General features: G+C 41.5%; 22 protein-coding genes and 1 other RNA gene. 11 read left to right on the plus strand and 12 right to left on the minus strand.

Annotated features, from left to right (window positions below; genetic code table 11):
• The first annotated feature begins 243 nt into the window (after nucleotides 1–243).
• The 6 genes from HMPREF9455_RS11600 (at nucleotide 244) to queF (ending at nucleotide 10,325) form a co-directional block, all read left to right on the plus strand.
• A complete protein-coding gene (locus HMPREF9455_RS11600; protein WP_006799888.1) occupies nucleotides 244–3,549 on the plus strand; it encodes a SusC/RagA family TonB-linked outer membrane protein in 3,306 nt (1,101 codons plus the stop codon).
• Nucleotides 3,550–3,562: 13 nt separating this feature from the next.
• On the plus strand, nucleotides 3,563–5,566 hold the full coding sequence (locus HMPREF9455_RS11605; RefSeq protein WP_006799889.1) for a RagB/SusD family nutrient uptake outer membrane protein: 2,004 nt from the start codon (nucleotides 3,563–3,565) through the stop codon (nucleotides 5,564–5,566).
• Nucleotides 5,567–5,646: 80 nt separating this feature from the next.
• Nucleotides 5,647–7,611 (plus strand): family 43 glycosylhydrolase, encoded by a 1,965-nt coding sequence (locus HMPREF9455_RS11610; RefSeq protein WP_006799890.1) that lies wholly within the window; start codon nucleotides 5,647–5,649, stop codon nucleotides 7,609–7,611.
• A gap of 21 nt (nucleotides 7,612–7,632) precedes the next feature.
• Nucleotides 7,633–8,925: an alpha-l-rhamnosidase gene (locus tag HMPREF9455_RS11615; protein WP_006799891.1), complete on the plus strand. Its 1,293-nt coding sequence runs from the start codon at nucleotides 7,633–7,635 to the stop codon at nucleotides 8,923–8,925.
• A gap of 276 nt (nucleotides 8,926–9,201) precedes the next feature.
• A complete protein-coding gene (gene queC / locus HMPREF9455_RS11620; protein WP_006799892.1) occupies nucleotides 9,202–9,867 on the plus strand; it encodes a 7-cyano-7-deazaguanine synthase QueC in 666 nt (221 codons plus the stop codon).
• On the plus strand, nucleotides 9,858–10,325 hold the full coding sequence (queF, locus tag HMPREF9455_RS11625) for a preQ(1) synthase (protein ID WP_006799893.1): 468 nt from the start codon (nucleotides 9,858–9,860) through the stop codon (nucleotides 10,323–10,325). The genes queC and queF overlap by 10 nt, the downstream gene beginning before the upstream one ends.
• Nucleotides 10,326–10,393: 68 nt before the next feature.
• Here queF and HMPREF9455_RS11630 read toward each other — a convergent pair whose 3' ends face one another.
• The 3 genes from HMPREF9455_RS11630 to HMPREF9455_RS11640 all read right to left on the minus strand — a co-directional run bounded on the left by HMPREF9455_RS11630 (nucleotide 10,394) and on the right by HMPREF9455_RS11640 (nucleotide 14,439).
• Nucleotides 10,394–11,767: an MATE family efflux transporter gene (locus HMPREF9455_RS11630; protein ID WP_006799894.1), complete on the minus strand. Its 1,374-nt coding sequence runs from the start codon at nucleotides 11,765–11,767 to the stop codon at nucleotides 10,394–10,396.
• Between the two features lie 26 nt (nucleotides 11,768–11,793).
• Nucleotides 11,794–13,116 carry a YihY/virulence factor BrkB family protein gene (locus tag HMPREF9455_RS11635; RefSeq protein WP_006799895.1) on the minus strand — a complete coding sequence of 441 codons (1,323 nt, stop codon included), beginning with the start codon at nucleotides 13,114–13,116 and terminating at the stop codon, nucleotides 11,794–11,796.
• A 606-nt stretch (nucleotides 13,117–13,722) separates the two neighbouring features.
• Nucleotides 13,723–14,439, minus strand: coding sequence for a helix-turn-helix domain-containing protein (locus HMPREF9455_RS11640; protein ID WP_006799896.1), 717 nt, complete (start codon nucleotides 14,437–14,439; stop codon nucleotides 13,723–13,725).
• Nucleotides 14,440–14,566: 127 nt separating this feature from the next.
• On the opposite strand from HMPREF9455_RS11640, the gene HMPREF9455_RS11645 reads away from it, so the two are divergent.
• A complete protein-coding gene (locus HMPREF9455_RS11645) occupies nucleotides 14,567–15,109 on the plus strand; it encodes a hypothetical protein (RefSeq protein WP_044216126.1) in 543 nt (180 codons plus the stop codon).
• A 27-nt stretch (nucleotides 15,110–15,136) separates the two neighbouring features.
• Nucleotides 15,137–15,760 (plus strand): energy transducer TonB, encoded by a 624-nt coding sequence (locus tag HMPREF9455_RS11650; RefSeq protein ID WP_006799898.1) that lies wholly within the window; start codon nucleotides 15,137–15,139, stop codon nucleotides 15,758–15,760.
• On the opposite strand, the gene rnpB is transcribed toward HMPREF9455_RS11650, so the two are convergent.
• Nucleotides 15,761–16,120, minus strand: an RNA gene (gene rnpB / locus HMPREF9455_RS20740) — RNase P RNA component class A.
• A gap of 156 nt (nucleotides 16,121–16,276) precedes the next feature.
• On the opposite strand from rnpB, the gene HMPREF9455_RS11655 reads away from it, so the two are divergent.
• The 3 genes from HMPREF9455_RS11655 to HMPREF9455_RS11665 all read left to right on the plus strand — a co-directional run bounded on the left by HMPREF9455_RS11655 (nucleotide 16,277) and on the right by HMPREF9455_RS11665 (nucleotide 18,736).
• Entirely contained in the window at nucleotides 16,277–16,588 is a 312-nt protein-coding gene (locus tag HMPREF9455_RS11655) for a hypothetical protein (protein WP_006799899.1), read from the plus strand.
• 193 nt (nucleotides 16,589–16,781) lie between these two features.
• Complete coding sequence (locus HMPREF9455_RS11660) at nucleotides 16,782–17,462, plus strand: response regulator transcription factor (protein ID WP_006799900.1); 681 nt, start codon at nucleotides 16,782–16,784, stop codon at nucleotides 17,460–17,462.
• Nucleotides 17,459–18,736: a sensor histidine kinase gene (locus HMPREF9455_RS11665; protein WP_006799901.1), complete on the plus strand. Its 1,278-nt coding sequence runs from the start codon at nucleotides 17,459–17,461 to the stop codon at nucleotides 18,734–18,736. Before HMPREF9455_RS11660 ends, HMPREF9455_RS11665 begins: the two co-directional genes overlap by 4 nt.
• A 588-nt stretch (nucleotides 18,737–19,324) precedes the next feature.
• On the opposite strand, the gene HMPREF9455_RS11670 is transcribed toward HMPREF9455_RS11665, so the two are convergent.
• From HMPREF9455_RS11670 to HMPREF9455_RS11705, 8 genes are all read right to left on the minus strand, one after another.
• Nucleotides 19,325–20,161 carry a hypothetical protein gene (locus tag HMPREF9455_RS11670; RefSeq protein ID WP_006799903.1) on the minus strand — a complete coding sequence of 279 codons (837 nt, stop codon included), beginning with the start codon at nucleotides 20,159–20,161 and terminating at the stop codon, nucleotides 19,325–19,327.
• A 12-nt stretch (nucleotides 20,162–20,173) separates the two neighbouring features.
• The gene (locus tag HMPREF9455_RS11675) at nucleotides 20,174–20,656 is read right to left on the minus strand and encodes a DUF6108 family protein (protein ID WP_006799904.1); all 483 of its coding nucleotides are present in this window, start codon (nucleotides 20,654–20,656) and stop codon (nucleotides 20,174–20,176) included.
• Between the two features lie 11 nt (nucleotides 20,657–20,667).
• Nucleotides 20,668–21,096: a hypothetical protein gene (locus HMPREF9455_RS11680; protein ID WP_006799905.1), complete on the minus strand. Its 429-nt coding sequence runs from the start codon at nucleotides 21,094–21,096 to the stop codon at nucleotides 20,668–20,670.
• A 4-nt stretch (nucleotides 21,097–21,100) separates the two neighbouring features.
• Nucleotides 21,101–21,601, minus strand: coding sequence for an RNA polymerase sigma factor (locus HMPREF9455_RS11685; RefSeq protein ID WP_006799906.1), 501 nt, complete (start codon nucleotides 21,599–21,601; stop codon nucleotides 21,101–21,103).
• A gap of 228 nt (nucleotides 21,602–21,829) precedes the next feature.
• Nucleotides 21,830–22,396, minus strand: coding sequence for an RNA polymerase sigma factor (locus HMPREF9455_RS11690; protein ID WP_006799907.1), 567 nt, complete (start codon nucleotides 22,394–22,396; stop codon nucleotides 21,830–21,832).
• A gap of 6 nt (nucleotides 22,397–22,402) precedes the next feature.
• Entirely contained in the window at nucleotides 22,403–22,786 is a 384-nt protein-coding gene (locus tag HMPREF9455_RS11695) for an Asp23/Gls24 family envelope stress response protein (protein ID WP_006799908.1), read from the minus strand.
• A gap of 21 nt (nucleotides 22,787–22,807) precedes the next feature.
• Entirely contained in the window at nucleotides 22,808–23,029 is a 222-nt protein-coding gene (locus HMPREF9455_RS11700; RefSeq protein WP_006799909.1) for a 4Fe-4S binding protein, read from the minus strand.
• Between the two features lie 600 nt (nucleotides 23,030–23,629).
• On the minus strand, nucleotides 23,630–25,207 hold the full coding sequence (locus HMPREF9455_RS11705) for an autotransporter outer membrane beta-barrel domain-containing protein (RefSeq protein WP_006799910.1): 1,578 nt from the start codon (nucleotides 25,205–25,207) through the stop codon (nucleotides 23,630–23,632).
• Nucleotides 25,208–25,457 lie beyond the last annotated feature (250 nt).

Genomic DNA, 25,457 nt, shown 5'->3' on the forward strand with positions numbered 1-25,457 from the left:
AGAGAGAGAGAGAGAATATAATAAAAATAAACCAATTTATAGTCCGGAGAAAGAATTCTTCTCAGGATTATTACATCTTATTATATTATTTGATACAGGAAACTCTTATTCCGGATCGGGAAAAATATCCGGGATAGGGGTTTTCTGTATTTTTTTTAGTCATACTGGTTTCATATGAATACTATAGCAGATCAATTGTAAGAGAAAAAACTAACCTATTACTTATTTAATTACTTAATTACTATGGGAAAATATACTTATTTAAAAAAGCAAAGTGAGGTATGCGGAAAGGCAGTACCAAAATCTTTCTTCTCATTTTTCTTGTTGTTTGCATTAATAACCTTTTCACCCGGAATATTTGCTCAAAATAGAACGGTGCAAGGTACAGTATCTGATGCAAATACAGGTGAAGCCCTTATCGGCGTATCTGTCGTGGTGAAAGGCTCGACCGTAGGTACTGTAACCGATATCGACGGGAAATTTACACTGCCGGCTGCGGCTAATTCTACACTTGTGATATCTTATGTAGGGTACATCAAACAGGAAGTAAATGTTGAAAACCAAACGAGTTTTCTAATAAAGTTGGAAGAAGATTCCAAGATGTTGGATGAGGTCGTAGTTATCGGTTACGGGACAATGCGAAAGAAAGACCTGACAGGATCTATCGTACAGGTTCGTCCCGACAGGTTGGCGAACGAAAATCCAAAGACAGTTCAGGACATTCTTCGTGGAACCCCAGGTCTGTCAGTCGGCTATAGTGCCGATGCCAAAGGTGGAGGTTCTATGCAGATACGTGGTCAGCGTTCGGTAAGTACCGGAGGTGGGCACAATGACCCATTGATTATCCTCGACGGAATGATGTTCTACGGTGAATTGTCGGAAATCAACCCTGATGATATAGGACAGATCGATGTATTGAAAGATGCTTCGGCGGCTTCCGTATATGGAGCGAGAGCTGCAAGTGGAGTTATTATCATTACTACCAAAAAAGGGCAGATGGGTAAGCCCGTCGTAAATGTTAGTGCAAACTTCGGTGTCACTACCAAGAGCGATTATCGTAAAGTGTTTAGCCCTGATGGTTATATGCAATATCGTGAAGACTGGTACAAAACCGGTACCTACGGAGTGAACTCCGAAACGGGTAAATACGAAGCCTATCAGACAGGTACTACTAAAGGCAAATATGGATATTATGACAATCCGAACAATTTATCTCAATACGGAGTTTCGCCTGATACCTGGCGGGGATATACGACCAATGCAACGGGTGAATCCGATGCCAGTATATACGGCAGACGCTTAAACCTGAGTGACATTGTGCTTCAGAACTATATTGATGGAAATTCCTTCGACTGGTACGACCATACTTTCCGTACGGGTATCAATCAGGATTATAATGCGAGTGTGTCGGGAGCCAGTGAACGGATGAACTATTATATGTCTCTTGGTTACCTTAAAAACGAAGGTGCCGTTGTTGGTAATGAGTATCAATCTGTCCGCGCCAATCTGAAACTTACAGGAACAGTAACTAAATGGTTAGAGATAAGTGCTAATGTAAACTTCCAGGATCGTAGCGATGGCGATATCCAACCCGGATTAGGTCATAACTACTGGGATGCCAATCAGGTACGGCTTAGCCCATATGCATCTTACCGCGATAGTGATGGTAACTTAGTATATCGTCCGATGGGAGCCAGTCAGAATTATGGATGGAACTATGATTACAACCGTCAGTATATGGAATTGGAAAAAGGCTATCAGGTATTGAACAGTATTTTTACTGCAAAAGTGAAATTACCTTTCAATATTACTTATTCCTTTAATGGTTCACCTCGTTATCAATATTTCTTCGATCGCTACTTCGAATCCTCTCAACATCCCGACTGGGTAAGTACCGGTGGTCTGGTAAATCGTGAGCAGGCAAAACGCTTCGACTGGTCTATTAACAATACAATCAATTGGGATTATACTTTTGCTCAAAAACATAAAGTAAATGTAACTTTAGTTCAGGAGGCTGAAGAACAAAGATATTGGAAAGACAGAATAGAAGCTCGCAATATTTTACCATCAGATGCATTGGGCTTCCATAATACAAAGGACGGAGATAAAACAAAAAGTTCTTATTCGTCAGAAGATACGCATTATACGGCTGATGCTCTCTTAGCTCGTTTATTTTATTCGTATGATGACAAGTATATGCTGACAACTTCGGTTCGCCGTGATGGATACTCTGCATTCGGACAAAATAATCCTCATGCTACTTTCCCGTCGGTAGCACTTGCCTGGTCATTTGTAAATGAAGATTTTTTCAAATGGAAACCAATGAGCTCAGGGAAATTACGTGTGTCGTGGGGTAAAAACGGTAACCGTTCACTTGAAAATCCATATGTGTCAATAGCCAATCTTGTGACAGACAAAAAACAAGGATACCTGGATGCTTCCGGTAATTTGGTTAACATGAACTATTTGCGTATCGACCGTATGGCGAATCCCGGCTTGCAATGGGAAAAGACAGAGGCTTGGAACTTCGGATGGGACTATGGTTTCCTAAACGATCGTATCACTGGTAACCTTGAGTATTATACAATTACTACACACGATATGATAATGACTCAGCGTTTGCCTGGATTTACAGGTTTTTCAGGCATAGGTACCAATCTGGGTGAGGTGCAGAACAGAGGTGTGGAGTTTGCGATTAACTCCCTCAACATGAAGACTGACAATTTTGAATGGAGAACAACTTTTGGTTTTTCTTATAACAAGAATGAAATCAAACATCTCTATTATCAATATGAAGATGTCCTTGATGCTTCAGGAAAAGTTGTAGGTACAAAAGAAATGGACGATAAAACAAACGGTTGGTTTATCGGGCAGGCTATCGGTACAATCTGGGATTATAAAGTAACCGGAATCTGGCAGGCAGATGAAGTTGAAGAAGCAGCCAGATATGGACAGAAACCCGGCGATCCTAAAGTGGAAAATTCCTATACTGCCGATGATAAGGTAAATGCCGATGGTTCTACTTCACCGGTATATAATGATAACGATAAGCAATTCTTAGGAAAAACATCTCCTCCTATTCATTGGTCGATCCGTAATGATTTTACTTTATGGAAGAACCTGAGCCTGTCGTTTAGCATATATTCTTATATGGGCCATAAATCGCTTGAAACATATTATTTGAATCAGGATAATGCCGGTTCGTTAATCACTAATGGATTGAATACATATGCAAAAGAATACTGGACAATAGATAATCCGACTAATAAATATGGACGCTTAAATGCACAAGGGCCTACAGGTGCAGTTACTGCCGGTAGACTTCACGATCGCTCGTTTATCCGCCTTGAAAATATATCGGTAGGCTATACCTTACCTAAAGCGTGGCTGCAAAGGTTCGATGTGCAGAATGTGAAAATTTTTGGTTCGGTTCGCAATGTAGCCGTATGGAAAAAAGACTGGGAATATGGTGATCCTGAAACAGGAGCCAACAACAATGGAGGTTTGGCATCCCGCATTTATTCGCTTGGTTTAAACTTAACCTTCTAAATTGTAATAAAACATGAAAAAGATATATAAGAATATGAAGAACAGATTATCGGCAATAGGGCTGGTAACCGCAATGTGTAGTTCATTATTTTTCGGCAGTTGTTCCGATGACTTTTTGGAGCCTGATCCTCTGTCGTTTTACGAGCCGGGGATTACATTTACTACTGAATCGGGTATGCAGGCTGTGTTGGCTCAGGCCGATCGTCACCTTCGTTCCTACTGGACAAGCTATGAAAACAGAAATATTTCCGTGCCTATCGGTACCGAGTATCTATTTTCTGAACTATCCGTAGCAAGTAAGACCGATGATTCAGCCTTGTTTAGCGATGTGGCAAACCAGATGACACCCACAAGTGGTGCCGGATATGATGCGGGAGACTGGAGAAGCTACTTTTGGGATGAAACTTATAATGGTATAAAATATGCAAATACTATTACCACCTTTATCAATAATGTGGAAGGTTTGGATGAGGCAACCAAAAATGCTTATCTGGGTAGAGCGTATTTCCATCGTTCGTTTCGTTATCTTTCGTTAGTTTTCCAATTTGGTGACGTACCATTGGTAACTAAAATTCTCTCAGTTCCTAAACAAAATTATCGTTCTACCAAAAAAGAAGCAATTCTGGACATGATAACCAAAGATATGGAATTTGCCGTAGAATGGGTGCCGGACCAAAAAGATATAAAATATACAGGAATGGTAAATAAAGGTGCTTGCCGTATGTTACTTATCAAATGCTATATGGCTACAGGTCAGTTTCAGAAAGCAAAAGACCAGGCGGATATCTTGATTAACAGCTCCGGCTATTCATTGATGCAGGATAATTTCGGATCTTTTGTAGATACTTATTCTCCTCAAACATGGAAAGTGACCCGCAATGTAATATGGGATCTGCACCGCCCTGAAAATAAACTTGCCGGTACTAACAAAGAAGTAATAATGGGTATGGTAAATCGTGGCGCGACTGCCGAGTCGATGATCGAGTTCCTTACAATGCGTATTTTCGGACCTAGCTATACAAGTGGTTCAGACCTGAAAACGCCTGACGGAAAACAAGCAGTTGTGAATTATGCCCGCAATAATACAAATTACCGGGCTAATTATGATTATATCAGATCTATCGGACGTGGTATTGCTACATGGCGTCTGACTTGGTTTGCTTCTAACGGAGTGTGGAAAGTAAATGGTGTAGATGATAAAGGTGATTTGCGTCATAACAGTACGGTTGGTAACTGGGGTAGAATGGACTCAATTAAATATAACGATCCGTCATCTACATGGTTTGGTAAAAATCTTATGTTCAAGCATCCGGATACTGGTGCTCTATTGTGTACAGACTCCCTTCGCGTTTGGTTCGACTGGCCTCAATACAAAATTTATTTGAACGATGTACTGGCAGAAGCTAGCCAGAGTTCCAACCAATTCAATGGAGCTACTAACGGAGGTATTGCCGACTGGTATCTTTACCGCCTGGCAGAGGCGTATCTTCTCCGTGCCGAAGCTAAATTTTATCTGGGAGACCCGGCAGGGGCAGCTTCAGATGTAAACGAAGTGAGGAAGAGAGCGAAATGTACGGAACTATACACTACTGTGACTATCGGCGATATTATGGACGAACGCGCTCGTGAACTATACCTGGAAGAGTGGCGCAATGTGGAATTGAAACGTGTATCGTATTGCCTTGCCCTGAGCGGGAAACCAGATGAGTGGGGTGGTACCTATGATGTAAATACATTGTATAAAGAATCCGGTACAGACTTGAATGGTGGTAGCTACTGGTATAAGCGGGTAACACGCTATGGTATGTACAATCAGGGACCAAGAAGTGTTCGCCCTAATACATTCAATTACCAGATGGACAAATGTAACTTCTTGTGGCCTATTCCAAATGCTGCGATTACTGCTAATAATAAAGGAGAGCTTAGCCAGAACTACGGTTATGATGGTTATGACGCTGCAACTCCTAAATGGGATTCATGGCAGGATGCTGTGGCTGACCAAGATAAGGTAAATTAAGATTCATTGTAAATAAATAGATTGCCAGGATAGGAGCTCTGTGGAAGGATCTCCTATCTTGGTGTTTTAAGACGATAATAATGAAAAATATACATAGAAGTATTTATAGCCTTTTATTGACAGGCTTATTAATGTTATCGGGTCTTCCCTGTTTTTCGCAACAAAACAGAGAACAGATTATCCGCCCCGGCCAGCTTTGGCCCGATGATAAAGGTGTTCATATCAACGCGCATGGAGGAGGTATTCTCTATCACAATGGAAAGTACTATTGGTTTGGAGAGCATAAAGGAGGAAAGTCCAACTCTGCGTTCGTTGGCGTCACATGCTATTCATCCGATGATTTGTATAACTGGAAGAACGAGGGTGTAGCTCTGCCTGTTTCGGAGGATAGGAGTAGCCCTATCGTAAAAGGCTGCATAATAGAACGTCCCAAAGTTATATACAATGAGAATACTAAAAAGTTTGTGATGTATTTCCATCTCGAACTCAAAGGCAAAGGTTATGCGGCAGCCAATGTCGGCATCGCTGTGAGTGATAATGCGGTAGGCCCCTACCGGTTTATAAAGAATAGCAGGGTGAATGCCGGTAAATGGCCTGTGAATATGACCACAGAGCAGCAAACTTCAACAATAAAATCTACCGATTTTAAAGACTGGTGGACTCCCGAATGGCATAAAGCTGTGGATGACGGATTATTCACCCGTCGCGATTTTGCAGTAGGGCAGATGTCCCGCGATATGACTTTATATGTAGATGATGATAGAAAGGCCTATCATATCTATGCATCAGAAGAAAACCTTACACTTCAGATAGCTGAACTGACGGACGATTACTTAGGTTATACGGGAAAATACATCCGTATAGAACCGGGGGGGCATAACGAAGCCCCTGCTGTGTTCAAGAAAGATGGACGCTACTTTATGATAACATCAGGATGTACGGGTTGGGCGCCGAATGCTGCTCGTTTGCTCACTGCCGGTAATATCTGGGGGCCGTGGACGTTGCATTCGAATCCTTGTGTAGGGAAAGATGCGGAACTTACATTCCATTCGCAGAGTACCTATATATTGCCGGTCGCCGGAAAGAAAGACGCCTTTGTTTTTATGGGAGACAGATGGACACCTAAGGACCCTATCGACGGGCGATATATCTGGCTTCCGATACTCTTCGAGAATGGTATGCCTGTATTGAAATGGATGGACGGATGGAATCTGGATATCTTCGATCATATAAATGCAGACAATGCTATTCCTAAAGATATACAAGGCTGGGATCTTGTCTGGAACGATGAGTTTGACAAAGACGGTAAGCCTGATTCCAATGTATGGAGCTATGAAAATGGCTTTGTAAGGAATCAGGAGCTGCAATGGTATCAGCCCGACAACGCGGTATGCAAGAACGGAGTACTCAATATACAGGGCAGGAGGGAGCAGGTAAAGAACCCTGCTTATGAACCGGGAAGTTCCGATTGGAGGAGGAACCGTGAATATGCCGGTTATACGTCATCTTCCATAAAAACGGTAGAAAAAAAAGAATTCCGGTATGGCCGTTTCGAAATCAGGGCGAAGATACCTACCGCAACAGGTTCATGGCCTGCCATCTGGACACTGGGGACTTCTATGGAATGGCCGTCGAACGGGGAGATAGACCTGATGGAATATTATCTGGTAGGAGGGAAGCCTCACATATTGGCCAATACAGCATGGGGAACAGACAAAAGATACGATGCCAAATGGGACTCGGAGATAATACCATTTACCAACTTTACAGATAAAGACCCCTTTTGGGCCGATAAGTTCCACGTATGGCGTATGGACTGGGATGCGGATGCCATTCGTTTATATATAGATGATGTGATGGTAAACGAAACTTTACTCAAAGATACTCAGAATGGTTCGATAGGTAAAAATATGAATCCTTTTAGGCAGCCTCATTATATTTTATTAAATTTGGCTATCGGGGGAAATGGTGGCACACCGGATGATAATGCATTTCCTTTGACCTACGAAATCGACTATGTACGTGTTTATCAAAAAGCCGAATAGTCCGGACTGAAAATTATAACCATGAAAATAAAAAAGTACCTATTAATAAGTATTATACTATTCTCCTTATCAGCTCATGCTCAGAAGCTGATCCCTGTGGCGCCGGGCTGGTCAAACAATTCTGTGAATGTGACTGTATTTCGCAAAAATTCACTCGTTACCCATAACAATGTCCAGTTTATAGCCTATTACGATCCCGACGGTTTCCTTACGTTAGGTAAACGCAATATTGGAGAGGATAGCTGGACTATAAGTAAAACCCAATATAAAGGTAATGTATCCGATGCTCACAATTCTATCAGTATCATGACCGACGGAGATGGTTATCTGCATGTTTCATGGGACCATCACGGGCATCCGTTGCGTTATGCAAAAGGGATAGCGCCTTATTCCCTCGAACTCGGTGATAAGCAGCCTATGACCGGAAGCCTGGAAACGAATGTTACCTATCCCGAGTTTCTGAAAATGCCCGATGGAGACTTGATATTCATGTATCGTGACGGGCAGTCGGGTAGGGGGAACCTCGTTATGAACAGGTATAACCAGAAATCAAAGACTTGGACTCAAATACAGAAAAACTTTATTGATGGTGAAAACCAGCGCAATGCCTATTGGCAATCATGCATAGACGACAAAGGGATTATTCATTTGTCGTGGGTATGGCGTGAAACAGCCGATGTTGCCACCAATCACGACTTGTGTTATGCGAGGTCTTCCGATGGCGGTGTGTCATGGGAAAACTCGAAAGGCGAAAAGTACAGTTTGCCGATTACCGTGGCAAAATCGGAAATAGCCTGTCCTATACCCCAAAATAGCGAGCTGATCAATCAGACGTCGATGGTTACCGATGCTAAAGGGAATCCCTATATAGCGACTTACTGGAGAGAACAGGATTCGGATATCCCACAATACCATATCGTTTACTATACAGGTAAGAAATGGAATGACTTAAATCTGGGTTTTCGCAAAACGCCATTCTCCCTGAAAGGAATGGGGACGAAACGTATCCCGATATCCCGCCCGCAAGTAGTAGCAAAGGTGAAGGGCAAATCGACAGAATTATACCTACTGTTCCGGGATGAAGAGAGGGGAGAGAAAGCCTCGGTTGCCATTTGTAAAGACATAAAGAAAAACAAATGGGAGATCAGTGACTTGACCGATGTTTCCCTCGGTTCATGGGAACCGTCCTTCGATACCGAGCTATGGCGGGAAAAAGGACTCTTACATGTATTCATCCAGAAAGTAGAGCAGGTGGACGGAGAAGGTAAAGCTGATGTAGAACCTCAGATGGTAAATGTGCTGGAAGTTGAATAAGCACATAAGCTATTAATGAATATAAAAGAGTTGCAGTTACCTATTGTAGCTCTTTTTTGTATGTTCATTTGTTTGTTTCAGATTGCCATTATTTTGTTCTTGTACCGTAGGCTTACAGAATCCAATACCCGACCGGAGATAAACCTTTGCTACCAACGAATCATTCTTTCTTGATTTTTTTGAATTAATTCCTATTAAAAATTACTACTTTTGTACCTGAAAGGCTTTCGCCTGTCCGTGTAGCTTAGGAACAACCACGTAAAAAACAAAGAATTAATGAATAAAAAAGAACCAGCATTGGTCTTGTTCTCAGGTGGACAGGACTCTACAACATGCCTTTACTGGGCTATTGAAAACTTTTCTTCCGTTCGCACTCTATGCTTTACTTATGGTCAACGCCACTCTAAAGAGGTAGAGGTGGCACAGTCAATTGCCGGACATGCAGGTGTACCCTTCCAGTTGTTGGATGCATCTATTATAAGCCAGTTGTCTGTAAACTCTTTGACAAGTGATATTGTAATGGATCAGGAAAAACCAGCCGATTCGTACCCGAATACATTTGTTCCGGGGCGGAATCTGTTGTTTCTGACTTTCGCGGCTGTCATAGCCCGCTCGCATGGTATCCGTCACATTGTGACAGGTGTATCCGAAGCCGATTACAGCGGTTATCCCGATTGCAGGGATACGTTTATACTATCGGCAAATGCTTCGATCAATCTGGCGATGGATGAGCACTTCCAGATTCATACACCGTTGATGTGGCGCGATAAGACTGCTGTATGGCAGTTAGCCGACCAATTGGGCGTTTTCGATGTTGTGCGCACTCAAACCCTGACCTGTTACAATGGCATTATAGCTGATGGTTGTGGACATTGCCCCGCCTGTAAGCTGCGTAAACAAGGTTTGGAGAATTATTTAAAAATAAAAGGACAATGGGAATAGAAGGATTGAGCCATCTTGGCGCTAAAACAGAGTATAAAGATGATTATGCTCCCGAAGTATTGGAAGCATTCGAAAACAAGCATCAGGGTAACGACTACTGGGTAACATTCAATTGTCCCGAATTTACAAGTTTATGCCCGATTACCGGACAACCCGATTTTGCTACTATCCACATCAATTATATCCCTGATGTAAAGATGGTGGAAAGTAAAAGTCTTAAACTATATATGTTTAGTTTCCGCAATCATGGCGCTTTTCACGAAGATTGTGTAAACATCATAATGAAGGACCTTGTAAATCTGATGAACCCGAAATATATTGAAGTAGTAGGTATCTTTACTCCACGTGGAGGAATCAGTATCTATCCTTTTTGTAATTACGGACGTCCCGGTACTAAATATGAAATGGCTGCCAAAGAGCGCTTGTTGAAACATAACCCTCAACAAATATATAGATAAGGTGCAAGTGAAAAACAAAGAATGAAGAATCGGAAGCTGTCTGACTGTTAACTGATTACTGTTGACTGCTAACTGACCTTAGGCTTCTTTTTCTTTATCCTTCTGTAAACAATTGCAAACCATGTCGGCAATATAACCCCTTTACAGATAGTTGAAATCGCAATTGCCCACCAGACACCTGTTATACCCATTTGCGCCGCCAGATAGTAAGCAAGCGGGATGCGTAGTGCATTGAATGTAATGCTGATAATGGCGGGCTCTATGGTGCGCCCTATTCCGTTGAACATTCCCTGTGTGGTAAGCTCAAACATCATAAATATCTGAACCAGTCCCATTACGAACAGATATTGTGCTCCTGCTTCCATTGCATTTTCTTCGGGTACGATGATACCGAATATCTGTGCCCCAAACAGCATAAAGCAGATGCTGACGACAATACCCAATGTAAGCATTACCCGTATGGTATAGTAATAGGCTTTCTTTCCTCTTTCCAGTTTATTGGCAGCATAGTTCTGAGCTACAAAAGCACTGAGAGCCGTGGAAAATCCCTGCGATGTGTTCCAGGTCACAGCTTCTATCTGCCCGCCTGTGGTCTGAGTCATCAGCCCTAGGTGCCCGCCATGAATAGATGCTACCCTCGCCAGATTCATATTGATGATGGCATAGAGCGAATTCATTACCGACACGGGAGTTCCAAGGAAGAATATACGTTTCAGGTAAATCGCTTTAGGTCTGATAAAGAATGAGAAGTTGCCCAATATCCGGTTCCCGAATTTTATCTGATAGAAGAATAGTGAGAATACGAATAATTGCGCGGCAACCGTCCCTATTGCTGCTCCATGCAGTCCCAATCCCATCCCAAACATAAGAATTGGATCGAGAATCATATTGAGCACAAGCCCTGCGGCATTGTTGCGGAAAGGTACGATGCTGCGTCCGGCTCCGTTGTATATACCCGTGAAATTGTAGGACAGGAACTGAAACGGCAGGCTGACGGTGAGTATGCGGAGATAAAGTACGGCATCTTCCGTAATGTCGGCTTCCAGCTTGAAAAACGATAGTATCTGATTGGCAAATATAAAGAGAATGGCGATCCATATCACACCCAGTATTATCGAGGTAGTGGTGGAATGGGAAGCATAGATGGCAGCACGTTTCATCTTCTTCGCACCTATGGATTGGCCGACAGCCACTTCCGAACCTATCATGGCCAGATAAGCGACCGATGCAGTCAGCCACAAGAGCATGCCGATGGCGCCTATCGCAGCCTCCGACTTAGTTGCAATTTCGGGATGTGATACAGTCCCCAGTCGTCCCACCCACGACATAGCCATGAGTGTATATGCCATTTGCAGGAAACTTGTACCCATCAGAGGGAGTGCAAGACGTATCAGGGTAGAAAATATTTTCCCTTCCGTTAGATTTTGTATGCCTGATTTCATTTAGTTGCTGTGTTCTGATACATTATTTACAAATCTTTCAACAATTTATCACTGCAACTATTGCTTTCTGCTGCTTCCCGTATGGAGAGGATAGTCTCCCATTCGCTGCGGAATAATATATCGGTATCGATAACGAAGTCTTCCGAGCCATGCAGGTCTATTTTTTCGAAGAGGTAGCACACTGTTATATGATTGATGTCCATAGCGGGGATATAAGCGGGGACAAGAGTGTCTGCCGACGGGGTTTCTACGATAAGGCCTATTTCCTGCAGATAGAAAAGGCTATCGTTGGTCAGCTTGGTCGGTATTTTATAATATTCCGACAGCTCGTCCGCGGTGTAAGGCGTATGGCCTTTTTCGAAACGTTTAACTATAAGTGTCATTATCAGTAGCAGGACAAAATCTTTGTACCTGCGGCTTATACTGGATGTTTCGTGTTCGAAACTGAATTTATTCACATTCTGATAGGCAAAGGATAGCTGTACTCCGAACAAGACGAAGAACCATGTTAGCTGTAACCACAACAACAGTAATGGTAATGCGGCAAAACTACCATAAATGGCATTGTACTTCGATATCCATATCTGCCCGCTGATATACAACATCTGGAATACCTGAAAGGCAATACCTGTGAAAATACCACCGAACAAAGCGCTGGTAAACTTCACTTTCGTATTAGGTATATAAATATATAATATCGTAAATAACAGGATTGTAATCAGAAACGGAATCACCTTCATCATCGGACTTATTACCAGTCCCAGCAGATATTGTTGTTCGGCCGTGGAATTCAGCAAAATCGTGATGCCTGCATTACAGATCAGGAATACAGGGGCGATTATTATCAGGGCAAGATAGTCGGTAAACATACGGAAATATGACCGTCCTGTTTTTACCTGCCACATCTTGTTGAAGTTATCTTCGATGTTAGACAACAGGTTGATAACCGTATATAGCAACAATATTACACCAATGCCCAGAAATACGCCACCCTGAGCATATTCGATAGACTTATCGATAAAGGCGGTAGCCTTATTCAATAATTCTTCCTGTCCGGCAAAGTAGCTGAACAATTGGCTCTTCACTATATTCTGAAACCCGAACCCGCGGGCTATGGCAAACAATACGGCCAGCAATGGCACTATAGATAATAGTGTGCTGTAAGTAAGAGCCGATGCACGCGTGAAAAGTTGCGCCCCGTCGATATTACGGATAGCAAGAATAAAGGATTTGATTATATTATAGAATCCTATTTTCCGCGACGACCTGTCTTTCTTATTGATTCGCCAGATGTCGTAGGAAAGAAAACGGATTATCCTCTTTACAAAATTCGTTATTTTTTCAATCATATAATATCCAAAATATTGACAAAGATAGTTTGTTCTTTTAATAGGGAACGTATTAATGCCGTATATTGTTGTGAAAAAGTAACAAAGGTGACACTTGTTTCAGTGAACAGTTAACAGTCATCAGTAAACAATGTTGCGCTTGGTTATACTGAAGTGAATTTCATAGCTCATTGCCTTATTTATATTTATTAACTGTATTTCGTTAAAACCTGACACATCTGAGAGTTTTCCACTACTTTCATCTTGCGTATTTTACATTCGTTAACCATGAGTAGTTAAAAGGTAACACATTTTTAGCTATTAGCTGTTAGCTGTTAGCTGTTAGCTTATATACAAAACCTGACAAACCTGACGACTTTTCACACAATTTTTATTATCACTTTTTCTTCTAAAAACTCCGTAACTTCATCTTAATCAGGGATGAGAGATAAGGCTCGCAAAGATGCAAAGACGCAAAAAGGTAACACTTGTAACACTCTGTACAATTAGTAGTAAAGAACAACCAACTTTGTCATGCTGAGTGAAGCGAAGCATCCGTAAATAAAAAGACTCCGTGCTACTCCGTTTACTCTGTGGTTAAAAATAAAAGGTAACAAAGGTTACACATTAATAGCCTCGCAAAAGATTCCGGTATCGCAGAGGCCTTTCTTTCAGGGTGGCAGATGATTGTGCGACAGGCATCTGTTTCATAACTTGCTCTTGCTCATTTTCTACTTTTAATTCTTCACTTTTCACTTTTAGTTCTTCGTTTTCCACTTTTAATTCTTCACTTTTCACTTTCCGTTCTTCTTCCATTTTTCTGTCTACGGCCGCCACTACCTCCGGATCGAGCGAACCGCCCGGACGGAAGCCGTTCTCCTGTAAGATCATCAGTTGCCGTTTGGTTTCCTCGTCCTGTACTTCGATAACCAGCGGACGGCGTTCCGAGGCCTGTAGTTGGTCTTTATCTTTCTTCCTTTCTTCGCGGTCGAGTACATACTTTATAGCACAGATGCTTGGCGGACAGAATTTCTTTTCCACCACACGGCATTTCTCCACATCTTCCACCGGATTGTTCTTATCGGGGACATAGGTGATCTTTTCTTTCTTCTGCACATAGCCTTCCAGCAATTGCTTCAAACCTATGCGAGCCGAGGCTATCATCACCTCTTCACGATGCTCTACGGCTTCTTCTACTGCTTCGCCAAACTCGGGTTTTGCCTTTTTCCATTCATAAAATGTCTTACGGCTGATCTTAAATGATTTGCATATTTCGGAAATGCTGCACAAGTCCTGTTCTATCATTTCCACGATGCGTACGGCTAATTTGTTCGTGTATTTCATACTGTAATTTTGTTTTTGTGATGGATTATTAAAATTTATATATTGTTATTTATTCATTGTAAATTATTAATTAACTTGCGGTGGCTTTCTTGTATAGATAAATAAAAACTAATATCATCACAATCCCGTGAAAGAATTTAAGTTTTGGGCAATACCATATTCGATAAAGCAGATTCTTCTTATGGCCGCTCCTATCTGGATACTCTATATTCCTGCTTTTTTCTATTTCAGGATAGAACATATCCATTATTTTATCTTTGCCACATGGGCATTATCTATATGCTTTGTTTTCATATTTGTGAGGCGGGTGAAAATAACCTTTAGTCCGGCTAATGAAATAAATATCTTTTTTAACGGTAATCTCAAGTATTCCGGGAGTTCTGTCAATCTGGAATATGTGCGGGGAGCAAATATCGTAAACGGGCGGTCTAATACTGTACTACACTTTTCATTCAATGATAAAAAGTTTATATTTAATATCTTAGAAAATACAAACTCATTTGCTTCCGCTACTACCAAACAGGTTGAGCTATTGAGATATATGGTAACGGTATTCAATCTTAGAACAGAATATTATAAGGATAGCATGCAGGGCAGGATATTTACATATTGGAATCCCGTATATAAAGAATCCCTTCGACCGAAAGAGTATAATAAAAGTGAGCGCTGACACTATATATAATTAAACTTTAACACTATGGTTTATCAAAAACAGACAGACAATTATGACAAAAACGGAAGTAGCGGTAAAAAATCAAACAATAACTCATTTGTAATAAAAGCTCTGACCGTACTTTTTATTGCTGTTGCAGCTTTTGCTGTATTTTATTTCTATAATGATAAACCCGAAAAATCTACGGAGACCAGGCAGAAGAGAAAAAGCGAAGTTATCCGGGAAAGTAAAGCTGTAGACTCTGAAGCGGAAGCAGTTGAACAAATAGCAGAGAGTACACCCACAGAGGAGTTTACCCCACCTGTAATTGAAGAAGATACAAATTCTTCAAAACCGTTTATTACAGTAGAGCAGATGCCCCGGTTTCCGGGAGGCGAAGCTGCCATGCATAAATTTATAAATGAAAATCTGAAAATTCCGGCTTCGGTATATGAGCCGGGTATACAGGGACGTGTTACGATTCGTTTTGTGGTATCAAAAACCGGAGAGGTGACTGATGTGACAGTGATAAGAGGCGTGGAACCTGCATATGATAAAGAAGTTGCACGCGTGATAAGATCCATGCCTAAATGGATTCCGGGTAAGCAAAACGGTGTGACTGTACCTGTATATTTTACATTACCGATTCTCATCCATTTCAAACAATAAAAATACAGCAGGCCTGTAAGCCGGGTTCTGTTCCTTGCCAGGCAAGGTGTTTGCCATTTATCTACGCCAGCCGTCACCGGCAGGCTCTAGCGACCTACCCCCCGGCATCGGGCGAGCAGCCCTACATGCGCCGGTATACATGGTCTTACAACTCGCAAGTGGTACGGCCCCGATACATTGCTGCACGGGCGGTGGGCTCTTACCCCGCCTTTTCACCCTTACCCCCGAAGGGGCGGTTATTCTCTGTTACCTTCAACTCTGCCCTCACAAGCAGCTTCCCATTAAGAAGTACGATGCTCTGTGTTGCCCGGACTTTCCTCTTTCCGCCTTACGGCAGCCAGCGGCAAACCGGCCTACTGTACAGGGTGCAAAGATAGGCGTTTTATTTGTGATGTCGTGTATTTAGGCGACTACTTAAATACTGGAAAATATTTTATGCTACAGAATCTCTACAGATTCGTTATGTATGTTTGTTAAAGAAGCCGGAAGCAAATAGTATTTACAAAATTTACAGAGATGAAAAAAATAGCGCTTTTAGTATTTATGATAATCAGTATTGGTTCTGTTTCTGCAATCGGTGCGAATATGAAGGGGTATGGCAGCGGATATCCGCATAAGACATATTATAAAGGAAATATTTCGCCGGAGCAGCTACCCGAAACGATAAAGAAATATCTTGATAAGAATTATCCCGACCATATGATTATGGTATCAAAAAGAAAAGGCAACGGTAAATATTTTATAAAAATCAGATTTGGAGGGAATGGTTATCATTCATACTACAGAAGTTTGGTTTTTGACCATAAGGGAAGTCTGATAAAAGGGTGATACAACTATTTTTTCCATGGGAATGCCTGTACATTATTTGTACAGGCATTCTGTTTAGAGATAGACTTAAAATATAATTTAGTAGATTTGTAATTCTAAGAACCTGTTCCTTATTGAGGGAAGTAAAACGGTAGTAATTAACTATTGATAGTATATCTTTAAATTTTTCTGCTACTTAAATATTGATAACCGTATGAATCTATTGATTATAGAAGATGAAATAGACCTATTGGAATCGATTACCGAATTTCTTGTTTCGGAATCTTTTTCGGTCCAATCCGTAACTACTTACTCTATGGCTGAGGAGAAGGTCGCGTTATATGATTATGACTGTGTGGTAGTAGATATAAACCTGCCCGGAGGAAGCGGACTGGACATTATAAGGAAACTGAAAAGTAAGAATAAAGATGCGGGGGTGATTATCATTTCGGCAAAAAACTCTCTGGACGATAAACTGACAGGACTGGATATCGGGGCCGATGATTATCTGACAAAGCCTTTCCATCTGTCGGAACTGAATGCTCGTATCAAATCCATTATTCGCCGCAGAGGTTTTAAAGGGAGTAATGAAAAGAAATTCAATGAACTGACCGTTCAGTTCGACAACCGCCGGCTCTTTGTGAATGAGAAGGAAGTAGTGCTTACCCGAAAAGAATACGATTTGCTTCTCTACTTTATAATGAATGAGGATAAGGTATTGAGTAAAGAAGATATAGCCGAACACTTGTGGGGTGATGATATGAGCCTGACAGCCGATTCGTTCGATTTCATATACAATCATATCAAAAATCTGAGAAAGAAACTGATCGACAACGGGTGTAAAGATTATATAAAGACGGTTTACGGTATCGGATATAAATTCTCGGAAGAATGACTCTGATAAAATTGATCCGGAAATATCTTTTTATCTCCATACTTGTAGTACTGGTTATAGGAGCGGTATCTCATTTCTTTATCTTCCGTTTTTTTATTCATTACTCCAGCGATCAGATGCTGAATGATCAAAAAAAAAGGATAGAGCAGTTTGTCGCGCGGAACGATACATTGCCTCTGGCGGCGACACTCGTTCTTAAACCCGCCAGAATAGAAGAGAAACGGATTGCAGACCCGGACATATTCTCCAAAGAAGTTTTCAAAGATACAATTATGTACAGCGAGGAGACGGGCACATTCACGCCCTACCGCCAGCTCTACTTCACAGTATCGTACAAGGATGAACACCACCTGATCAATATCAACCAGCCTACAATGATATCGAACGATTTGTTCTATGCTATCGTATCATCACTTCTGATATTGTTTATCCTGCTTATATCATTTACATATGTGGTAGAACATCTGCTGAAAAGAAATATATGGAAACCGCTTGATGACAATCTCCGGAAACTGCACGAATACGACCTGAAGGCAAATACTGTTCTCGAACTAAAGAATCCGGGCATCAAGGAGTTTGACGAGATCAATGATGTTATTATGCGGATGGTGGATAAAATCAATGAAGATTACGAAAACTCCCGCATCTTTACCGAAGATGCTTCGCATGAAATGCAAACGCCGCTGTCTATCATAAAATCGAAGCTGGATCTATTGATGCAGAACACAGGTTTGATGGAGAATGAAGAACAGGCCAAGTCCGTAAGGGCTATATCGAGGGCTGTATCCCGGTTGTCGAAATTAAATAAATCGCTCCTGCTGATTACCAAAATAAATAATAATCAGTATGAGGAAAAGAAAGAAGTGGATATGAAGAAACTCCTTTCTCTCTACCTCTCCGATTTGGAAGAGTTGTTTGAAGCAAAGAGTCTTATTCTCACCACCAAGATAGAACCGTGTGCACTTTTTATAAATCCCACATTGGCGGAAATATTATTATCCAACCTGCTAAGCAATGCTGTAAGGCATAATATCGCAGATGGGCGGATAGATATACATCTCGATCAAACGCAACTGGTCATAAGTAATAGTTGCGCAGAAGGGGACATATCAGCTAATCTGTTCAACAGGATGGCTTTTCACCACAAGGCTGAAGATTCATCGGGGCTTGGACTTAATATCGTGAAATCTATCTGTGATAAGAATAACTTCGAAGCCCGATATGATTATACTGAGAAAAATACTTTTCGTATAAAGGTTATTTTTAATGTTTAATGAATATACTACATTGTTAGTATTAAGCAGTTAATAAAGATTAGTGATGTATTTATAAGTTCTATTATTTTCTGCTTCACTTCGTTGCGCTTAAATGTTCATTTTGGCATTGCCCAAAACGAACCAAAAGGCTAGCGCTTCGTTCCTCGGCGACCCAAAACCGTTTCGTCGGCTGAATCAAACACACGGGCTATCGCCCCGTTTGATTCTACGCCGCCTGCAACGGATTGGGTACCCCGCCTGCGTCGCTAATGCGCAAGGGCTGACGCACGTGGGGCTAAAGCATGAGAAGCCTCTGTTCTGTCGCCGCATCGCGGTAACGGCCTCGTCCCGCAGGCGGGGTACCCAATCCGTAAAGCGGAGGTGTAGGGCAAAATATGGTAGCTGCTATACACGGTTGATAATCCAACTGAAGATGAATCCGTATTATTTTGCGCCACCGAAGCTGCGGTTTTGGGTCGCCGAGGGTCGCCGCCTTGATTTTTTGTTTCGTTTTGCATCAAGGCAAAATGAAAAACAAGCTGACAGGCGCGTTAGAAAAATCCAACATTAAACTTAAATAATAAGCTTTTTACAAAATCTAATTATCTAAATACCAATCATAATACCTATAGTATATGTCTTCAGATCAGGTCCTTTATCTTTGCTAAACATCGAGAACGGGGCATAGTAACCATAGACGCCTACATTATTTATCCCCATCTGAAGTCTGAATCTCATATCTATAGGGCGGATATTCAGGTCCTGTCCCATACTTACCTTATGTGTACCTTCGTCATCTTTGAATTTCACCTGAGATTTGGAATAGTATTTTAGGAAGCCTACTACACCTCCCGATATATGAAAATTGGAAGTCTGATATTCCAGTAAGAGAGGGATGGTAACATAATAAGCAATTAATTGAGTTGCTTTATAATTAACTCCTTCCGGTGCAGGCTCAAAAACTGTGATCCCATCTTTCTTTGTGAGTGCGGAATTATCATCGAAATGATACCGTGACCATTCGCTTCCGATACCGCTAACCAATAACCAATTGGAGTTTTTTATCTGTTTGTGAAAATCGATTATGTTGACTGTGAAATTATGCGATGTACTCATTTTCAAATTTCCATTAGGAATATCGTCGTAATTCATGAAACCCATCCCTATGCCGGTCCAGTGCGGACTGAGGTGTTTCTTCTTTTTCCACGAAAAGATGAAATTGTAAGACGATCCGTCATACATCACCGAACTTTCGGGTTCGACGACTGTCGGTATTATCTTTTCTGTTTCGGTGCGGGTTGTGGTTACTAGTCCGGTAACGGTATCTGTAACGGTCTCGGTTACCACCGTTCTGATGATTGTATCTTGCGGTTGCTTTATATCGTCGGCAAAGACAGATATTGTGAATAAGGAAAATGCAAGTATAATTATTAGTTGTCTCATAATATATTGGTTTTATTGTAACTTAATACGTTTGTTATTGACATAGATAAAGAGGTCTTTCAACTTTTTCAGTTCGGCATCCAGATGTCCCGACGGGAAATTACCTTTCAGATAAACAAGGGTGATTTTCCTGCCTTTATTCTTATACAGGATAAATTCACTATTATTCGTTTTATCCTTTCCCAGATAATAAGAACCCGATTCTATTAGGCCGTCTTTCTTCACTTCCGAAATTGTTAACTTTCCGCGTGTGTCGGACTTCAGTGCTTCTGCTATATCCATCCTGTTTTGGGTATTTTCGTCCAGAATGAGACTTTTGTAAGAAGTGATGTTACTTCCCTGTGAAAGAACATCGGACGACAATTGCAGTAATACCGAACCTTCGCGTTTGCCATATTTGTCGAATATGTCTTTAATTTTCAGTCCGTCCTGAGCCAAAGCTGTGATTGTGGCTGTCAGTAGCATGAGGGTTAATATAAATAGTCTATGTTTCATAATCTGTTGTTTTATTCTGTGAAAGAATCCAGTATTCCTATCTGCGAATCGATGACATCGGCCTCTACTTCCGATACATTTTCTATCGATATCAGCGCTTCGGAATTGATTGTTTGCATATTCGTTATTTTCTTACCGTCGATATACAGCATCGATTTGACTGCTTCGCTTTCCATGTCTGTATGGACGGATTTTATCGTAAGAAGTATCAGTATACTGGCGGCTATGCTCACCCATGCATATACAGGTATTTTCTTTTTTTTCTTTTCAATGACGGCTTCCTTTCGTTCCTCCGAAAAGAAATTGAAAATAGGAGCATACATTTTGTGCCGTTCTTCAATCTCCGGTTGCCGGAAATATTGCCGTAGTATCTTTTCTTCTTCGAGAGATGTTTCCCCGTCGAAGTATTTTTCTAATATTTTATCAATATCATTCATCATATTGTCATATTGCTTTATTGATACTTATAAATTTATCCCGGACCGTCTTCCGGGCTCTGGAGAGATTGACTCTCACCGTGGCGGCTTCGGCTCCCATAATTTCCGCTATCTCGTCCAATTCATAACCTTCCACATCGCGCATCAGCATTATTCTCCGCTGGGTTTCGGGCAACGTGTCTATAATTTTTCGAATGACAGTCACACTATCGTTTTGCTCGGTATATGTATATGGAGTAACGGCAGTAGTACTTACAGCCACATTGTCGATAGCGACATCGTAGCGTTCACTTCTTAATCTGTCGATACATATATTTTTCAATGTTTGCATTGCGAATCCTCCGATGTTGGGATGCGTATTGAGCTGACTGCGTACATTCCATAGCCTCAAGAATGTTTCCTGAACAGCATCTTCCGCGTCAATATCATTCTTTAGTATACCCTTTGCAAAAATCTGCAGTTTTTCACGTAAGGGTATCACTGTCGATTTAAATCTCTCTAATTCCATTTTAAGGTCGCAGACCTATTTGTTATTTATATAGATAACGTAGGTCTCCAAAATTTGTAACATCGGATATAATCTTTTTTATAAAAATAGTAAAGTCTTATGTAGATTGCGGTATAGGCGTGTTTATTTTTTACAGATATTTATGTGGTCGAAAGCTGTATATAATGATAAAAGGAATGAGATGGAGGTAGTTGTAGATAAAAGGATGGAAAAAACGAAATTCAATTGTTAACTATAGAGCAACTCGTCATACAGGTCTTTTAATCGCTCGCGCAGATGCAGCACTGCATAGCGTTTACGGGAGATAAGCGTATTGACTCCTATACCGGTTGCTTCAGATATTTCTTTGAAAGAATAGCCTTCCAACTCTGTCAGTTCGAATATTTCGCGCTGCTCTTCCGGTAGTTCGGCCAGCGCCGCTTCCAGTTCTATCCAAACCAGAGAACGTAGATATTCTGTTTCGGGAGATGAGTCTTCGTCGAGTAATAACCCTGTAACCTCGGCAAGGAAAAGTTCCTCACCGTTGTCGGAGATAACGGTCTTCATCTCCTCTTCCCTGTGTTTACGGCTACGGTCTATTATCTGGTTGTTGGCAACCGAATAGAGCCATGCCGAAACCTGTTCGATAGGCTTTTCTATCAGGTCGATCTTCGAAAGCTGGTAGAAGACATTCTGCAAGATGTCTTCCCCGTCTTCTTTAGAGAATACCCGTTTGGAGATATAATTCCTGAGTTGTGTCCGGTATTTTTTGAAAATACCGGAAGCGTCCTGCTCCTGTGGCAAATCTGTTGTCATATTTGCTTATTCTGGCTTATTGCCGGATTGAGAATTTTCTCTGTTTTCTTTGAATCGTTCTCCGAAGGAATGTGCTGCTCTCATATGTTCTCGGATATAGTCACGGCGTTCGTCCCGTGACATACCTTTCATACGTTCTCTCAGATCGTGAAAGTGGCGATGATCGTGATGGCCCCGTCCTCTGAAAAAATGACCTTTTCCAAACCGTCCGAATCCTCCGAGCAAGAGGCGACACAGTATCATTAAGCCTGCGGCCTGCCAGTAATTTATTGCAGTCCAGCCTACGATGGATGGTATCAGAGCATTCCAGAGTAACATAACTATGGCTATGGACGCGGCAAACACTGCTATAAATATCAATATACCTAAAAACTTCTTTTTCTTATTCATCTTATTATTTATTATCCGTTATTATGCTGTTATTAATTCTATTGCATCCGAAGGGCATACAAATTCACACTTCCCGCATCCGGCACATCTTTCGGGATATTCCACTGTTGCATAACTGCGTCCGTCTTTGTATGTCATGCCGATAACTTTACGACGGCATTTTTCCACACAATTTTCGCAGCCGGTGCATTTTCGTTCGAATATTTGTAAAGATATGACTTCACGGCTTCTTCTGTTAAACATTTTATACTTGTTTTTATTTTCATACTCATTTTTATAAGTAAGATGCATCCCTATAAACTATGACGAACAAGGCGAAAAAATATTTTAAATTATTTCTTTTTTTGTTATAGTACCGAATACTTATTGGTTCGGCAAGTTTTACCTCACCCTCGCTTTGGCGGTTGAAAATTCAAAAAGGTAACAAAAGTAACACTTGTTTCAGTAAACAACTTGTATCTCGTACTTCTTTATTTATTACTCAATACATACTACTTTGAAAAGGCAATAAAGGTTACACTTTTTCTATCCATTACTTTTTAGTCTCTCTGTAAGTCCCTTGGAGGATTGAGGGAGTCATTCAATACTTCAAAGAGCTACCGGCTGAAAGCCATATATACATAGATAAATTATTTTCCAAAGATTGAACAATCACGTTTAATCTTTGATTTTTCAGAAAAAAAATCTGTAGGCCTGCTCCGGCTGGGGTATTTGATTGATATTGCAGATAAGGGACGTTTCTCAACGTCCCTCGTTTGTTTTGGAGTATAAAGGGGGGGTAAACAAAGCTATTTTATTTCCATATCAGTTTACATTTATTATATCTATATCATCTCAATGGAGCTATTGCGCTGTTACCTGGCTAAACTTAATATAGCATTTTATCAATGTCGGGTGTACTGCTGTTGCCGGGGTAGTTGTATCCAGCGCCACCATAATGGTAGCCTCATAAGATACTTTATTATTTGCTCCTAGCGGAATCCATGTATAACGCCTATATTCAGGCCCATAGTTTTCAGCATCATAAATGCCGATTTGTCCCCAGTAGGCACCATAGCTGGTGTTGCTTCCCGTGGCATTAGTCCAGGTACTGCCGCTATCCTGGTCGCCACCCCATCTCTGAGCCGGAATAGTTAAAACACCGGAAGTACTGAGGGAGCCTCCATAGTCGGTATTGAAGTTCCATATTACAGGTGCAGCGGAGCTCTGATTATTTCTCACCTGTACGTTAAGATACTGGTTCCCATATGCTACAGATGTTTGGGTAACAGGTACCTCGGCCCTTATCGAAAACTTGCCGTCGGGAGAGTTACACTGCAAGGCATAATATCGTGTGCCCGTGTCATTCCCCGTATTATCCGTAACGAGCATAAAATTGCCCATCACTGCGGTTTCTTCTATCGAGGCAGTCAGCGTGTTACCTACGGTTACCTGATTGCAGCCGGAAATGTCGGTATTAGCATTGAGAAAAGGTGTAAGATCGAAAGTAATACCGTTAGGCGCCTGCTGGTCTAATGTAGGTATGCCTGATAGCGAGAAGTTAAGCACACCGTTGCCTACCGACAACATGCTGCCTGCGATGGTAGCGGTTACGCCTGGGTTGCCGGTGGAAACAAGCGTGGCGCCGTTAAAGCTACCGCCGTTACCACCCGTATATGGAATTTGTAATACGGTACCTGCTATAATACTCGTTCCGCCAATGATCTGTTGGGCAGGACTCATTTGAGCTCCTGCGCAATTCAAAATAGCTCTTGCAGATTCCGAAGAAGCATTGGCGAATAGTCTCCATTGTGAACCGTCCCAGAACATATAGCCTATAGTGGTGAAACTCGCGCTGGCTCCTGTATTATATACCAGTAAGCCGGTCGTTGGATTGGGTATCGTTACATTGTCGGTAGAACTTGTTAACGCCACTCTTGGAAGTAATACTCCTTTATTCGTTGAAACTACATTTAAAGCTGCAGTAGGATCGGCAGCCCCGCTTATTCCGACAGATACACTTCCCATCTGGTAAATATTATCGGTATTTGATGTGGCTGCATTCGAGGTTCCGGAAATATTCCATGGGGAAGCGCCGCCTCCACCGACTGCTGTCCATTGCGTACCGTCCCAAATATGCAGACCTGCATGAGTTCCGGTATTGTAGACCACAAGGCCTATGTGTTTCTGCCTGTCCCAACTGTCTGTAGCTCCTATCGAAGCTGCAAAATCGTTATCTGTAGTCGGGGTAAAGTTCGTGATGAGCACCCGAGGAAAATTAATTCCTCCATTAGCATTAACGGTATTGTCATTGTTTTTGACGTCGAGTATCGCCCCGTTGTTCGGTTCGGTACTTGATCCGATAGTCACCTGCGCCTGCATGAAGGAATGTACTCCCATGACAAGCATCATGATTGCGAATAGTTTTTTTAATTTCTGCATAGTTTTTTGTTTTTATTCAGGTTGGAAAAATGTAATTTCAAAAGAAGTTCCATATCCGTACAGGGTATGGCACATGTGTTTAAATATTTTTGCAGGGAGGCAAAAATATCAGGTTGTTGTAAATGTGAAAGGAATAAATAGATTGTCACGCACTCATATACACATGCGCGATATATTCTTGTGTAGAATTTATTATATGGAATTTTATAAAGAAGAAGCTTACGGCAGGTTATTCTCTCTCTCTCTCTCT

Origin of the sequence: Dysgonomonas gadei ATCC BAA-286 (assembly GCF_000213555.1) — a bacterium.
Taxonomy (GTDB): domain Bacteria; phylum Bacteroidota; class Bacteroidia; order Bacteroidales; family Dysgonomonadaceae; genus Dysgonomonas; species Dysgonomonas gadei.

Coding starts and splice junctions, on each gene's coding strand:
- HMPREF9455_RS11600 (WP_006799888.1), top strand. CDS start 244: ATGGGAAAATATACTTATTTAAAAAAGCAAAGTGAGGTATGCGGAAAG.
- HMPREF9455_RS11605 (WP_006799889.1), top strand. CDS start 3,563: ATGAAAAAGATATATAAGAATATGAAGAACAGATTATCGGCAATAGGG.
- HMPREF9455_RS11610 (WP_006799890.1), top strand. CDS start 5,647: ATGAAAAATATACATAGAAGTATTTATAGCCTTTTATTGACAGGCTTA.
- HMPREF9455_RS11615 (WP_006799891.1), top strand. CDS start 7,633: ATGAAAATAAAAAAGTACCTATTAATAAGTATTATACTATTCTCCTTA.
- queC (WP_006799892.1), top strand. CDS start 9,202: ATGAATAAAAAAGAACCAGCATTGGTCTTGTTCTCAGGTGGACAGGAC.
- queF (WP_006799893.1), top strand. CDS start 9,858: ATGGGAATAGAAGGATTGAGCCATCTTGGCGCTAAAACAGAGTATAAA.
- HMPREF9455_RS11630 (WP_006799894.1), bottom strand. CDS start 11,767: ATGAAATCAGGCATACAAAATCTAACGGAAGGGAAAATATTTTCTACC.
- HMPREF9455_RS11635 (WP_006799895.1), bottom strand. CDS start 13,116: ATGATTGAAAAAATAACGAATTTTGTAAAGAGGATAATCCGTTTTCTT.
- HMPREF9455_RS11640 (WP_006799896.1), bottom strand. CDS start 14,439: ATGAAATACACGAACAAATTAGCCGTACGCATCGTGGAAATGATAGAA.
- HMPREF9455_RS11650 (WP_006799898.1), top strand. CDS start 15,137: ATGGTTTATCAAAAACAGACAGACAATTATGACAAAAACGGAAGTAGC.
- HMPREF9455_RS11655 (WP_006799899.1), top strand. CDS start 16,277: ATGAAAAAAATAGCGCTTTTAGTATTTATGATAATCAGTATTGGTTCT.
- HMPREF9455_RS11660 (WP_006799900.1), top strand. CDS start 16,782: ATGAATCTATTGATTATAGAAGATGAAATAGACCTATTGGAATCGATT.
- HMPREF9455_RS11665 (WP_006799901.1), top strand. CDS start 17,459: ATGACTCTGATAAAATTGATCCGGAAATATCTTTTTATCTCCATACTT.
- HMPREF9455_RS11670 (WP_006799903.1), bottom strand. CDS start 20,161: ATGAGACAACTAATAATTATACTTGCATTTTCCTTATTCACAATATCT.
- HMPREF9455_RS11675 (WP_006799904.1), bottom strand. CDS start 20,656: ATGAAACATAGACTATTTATATTAACCCTCATGCTACTGACAGCCACA.
- HMPREF9455_RS11680 (WP_006799905.1), bottom strand. CDS start 21,096: ATGATGAATGATATTGATAAAATATTAGAAAAATACTTCGACGGGGAA.
- HMPREF9455_RS11685 (WP_006799906.1), bottom strand. CDS start 21,601: ATGGAATTAGAGAGATTTAAATCGACAGTGATACCCTTACGTGAAAAA.
- HMPREF9455_RS11690 (WP_006799907.1), bottom strand. CDS start 22,396: ATGACAACAGATTTGCCACAGGAGCAGGACGCTTCCGGTATTTTCAAA.
- HMPREF9455_RS11695 (WP_006799908.1), bottom strand. CDS start 22,786: ATGAATAAGAAAAAGAAGTTTTTAGGTATATTGATATTTATAGCAGTG.
- HMPREF9455_RS11700 (WP_006799909.1), bottom strand. CDS start 23,029: ATGTTTAACAGAAGAAGCCGTGAAGTCATATCTTTACAAATATTCGAA.
- HMPREF9455_RS11705 (WP_006799910.1), bottom strand. CDS start 25,207: ATGCAGAAATTAAAAAAACTATTCGCAATCATGATGCTTGTCATGGGA.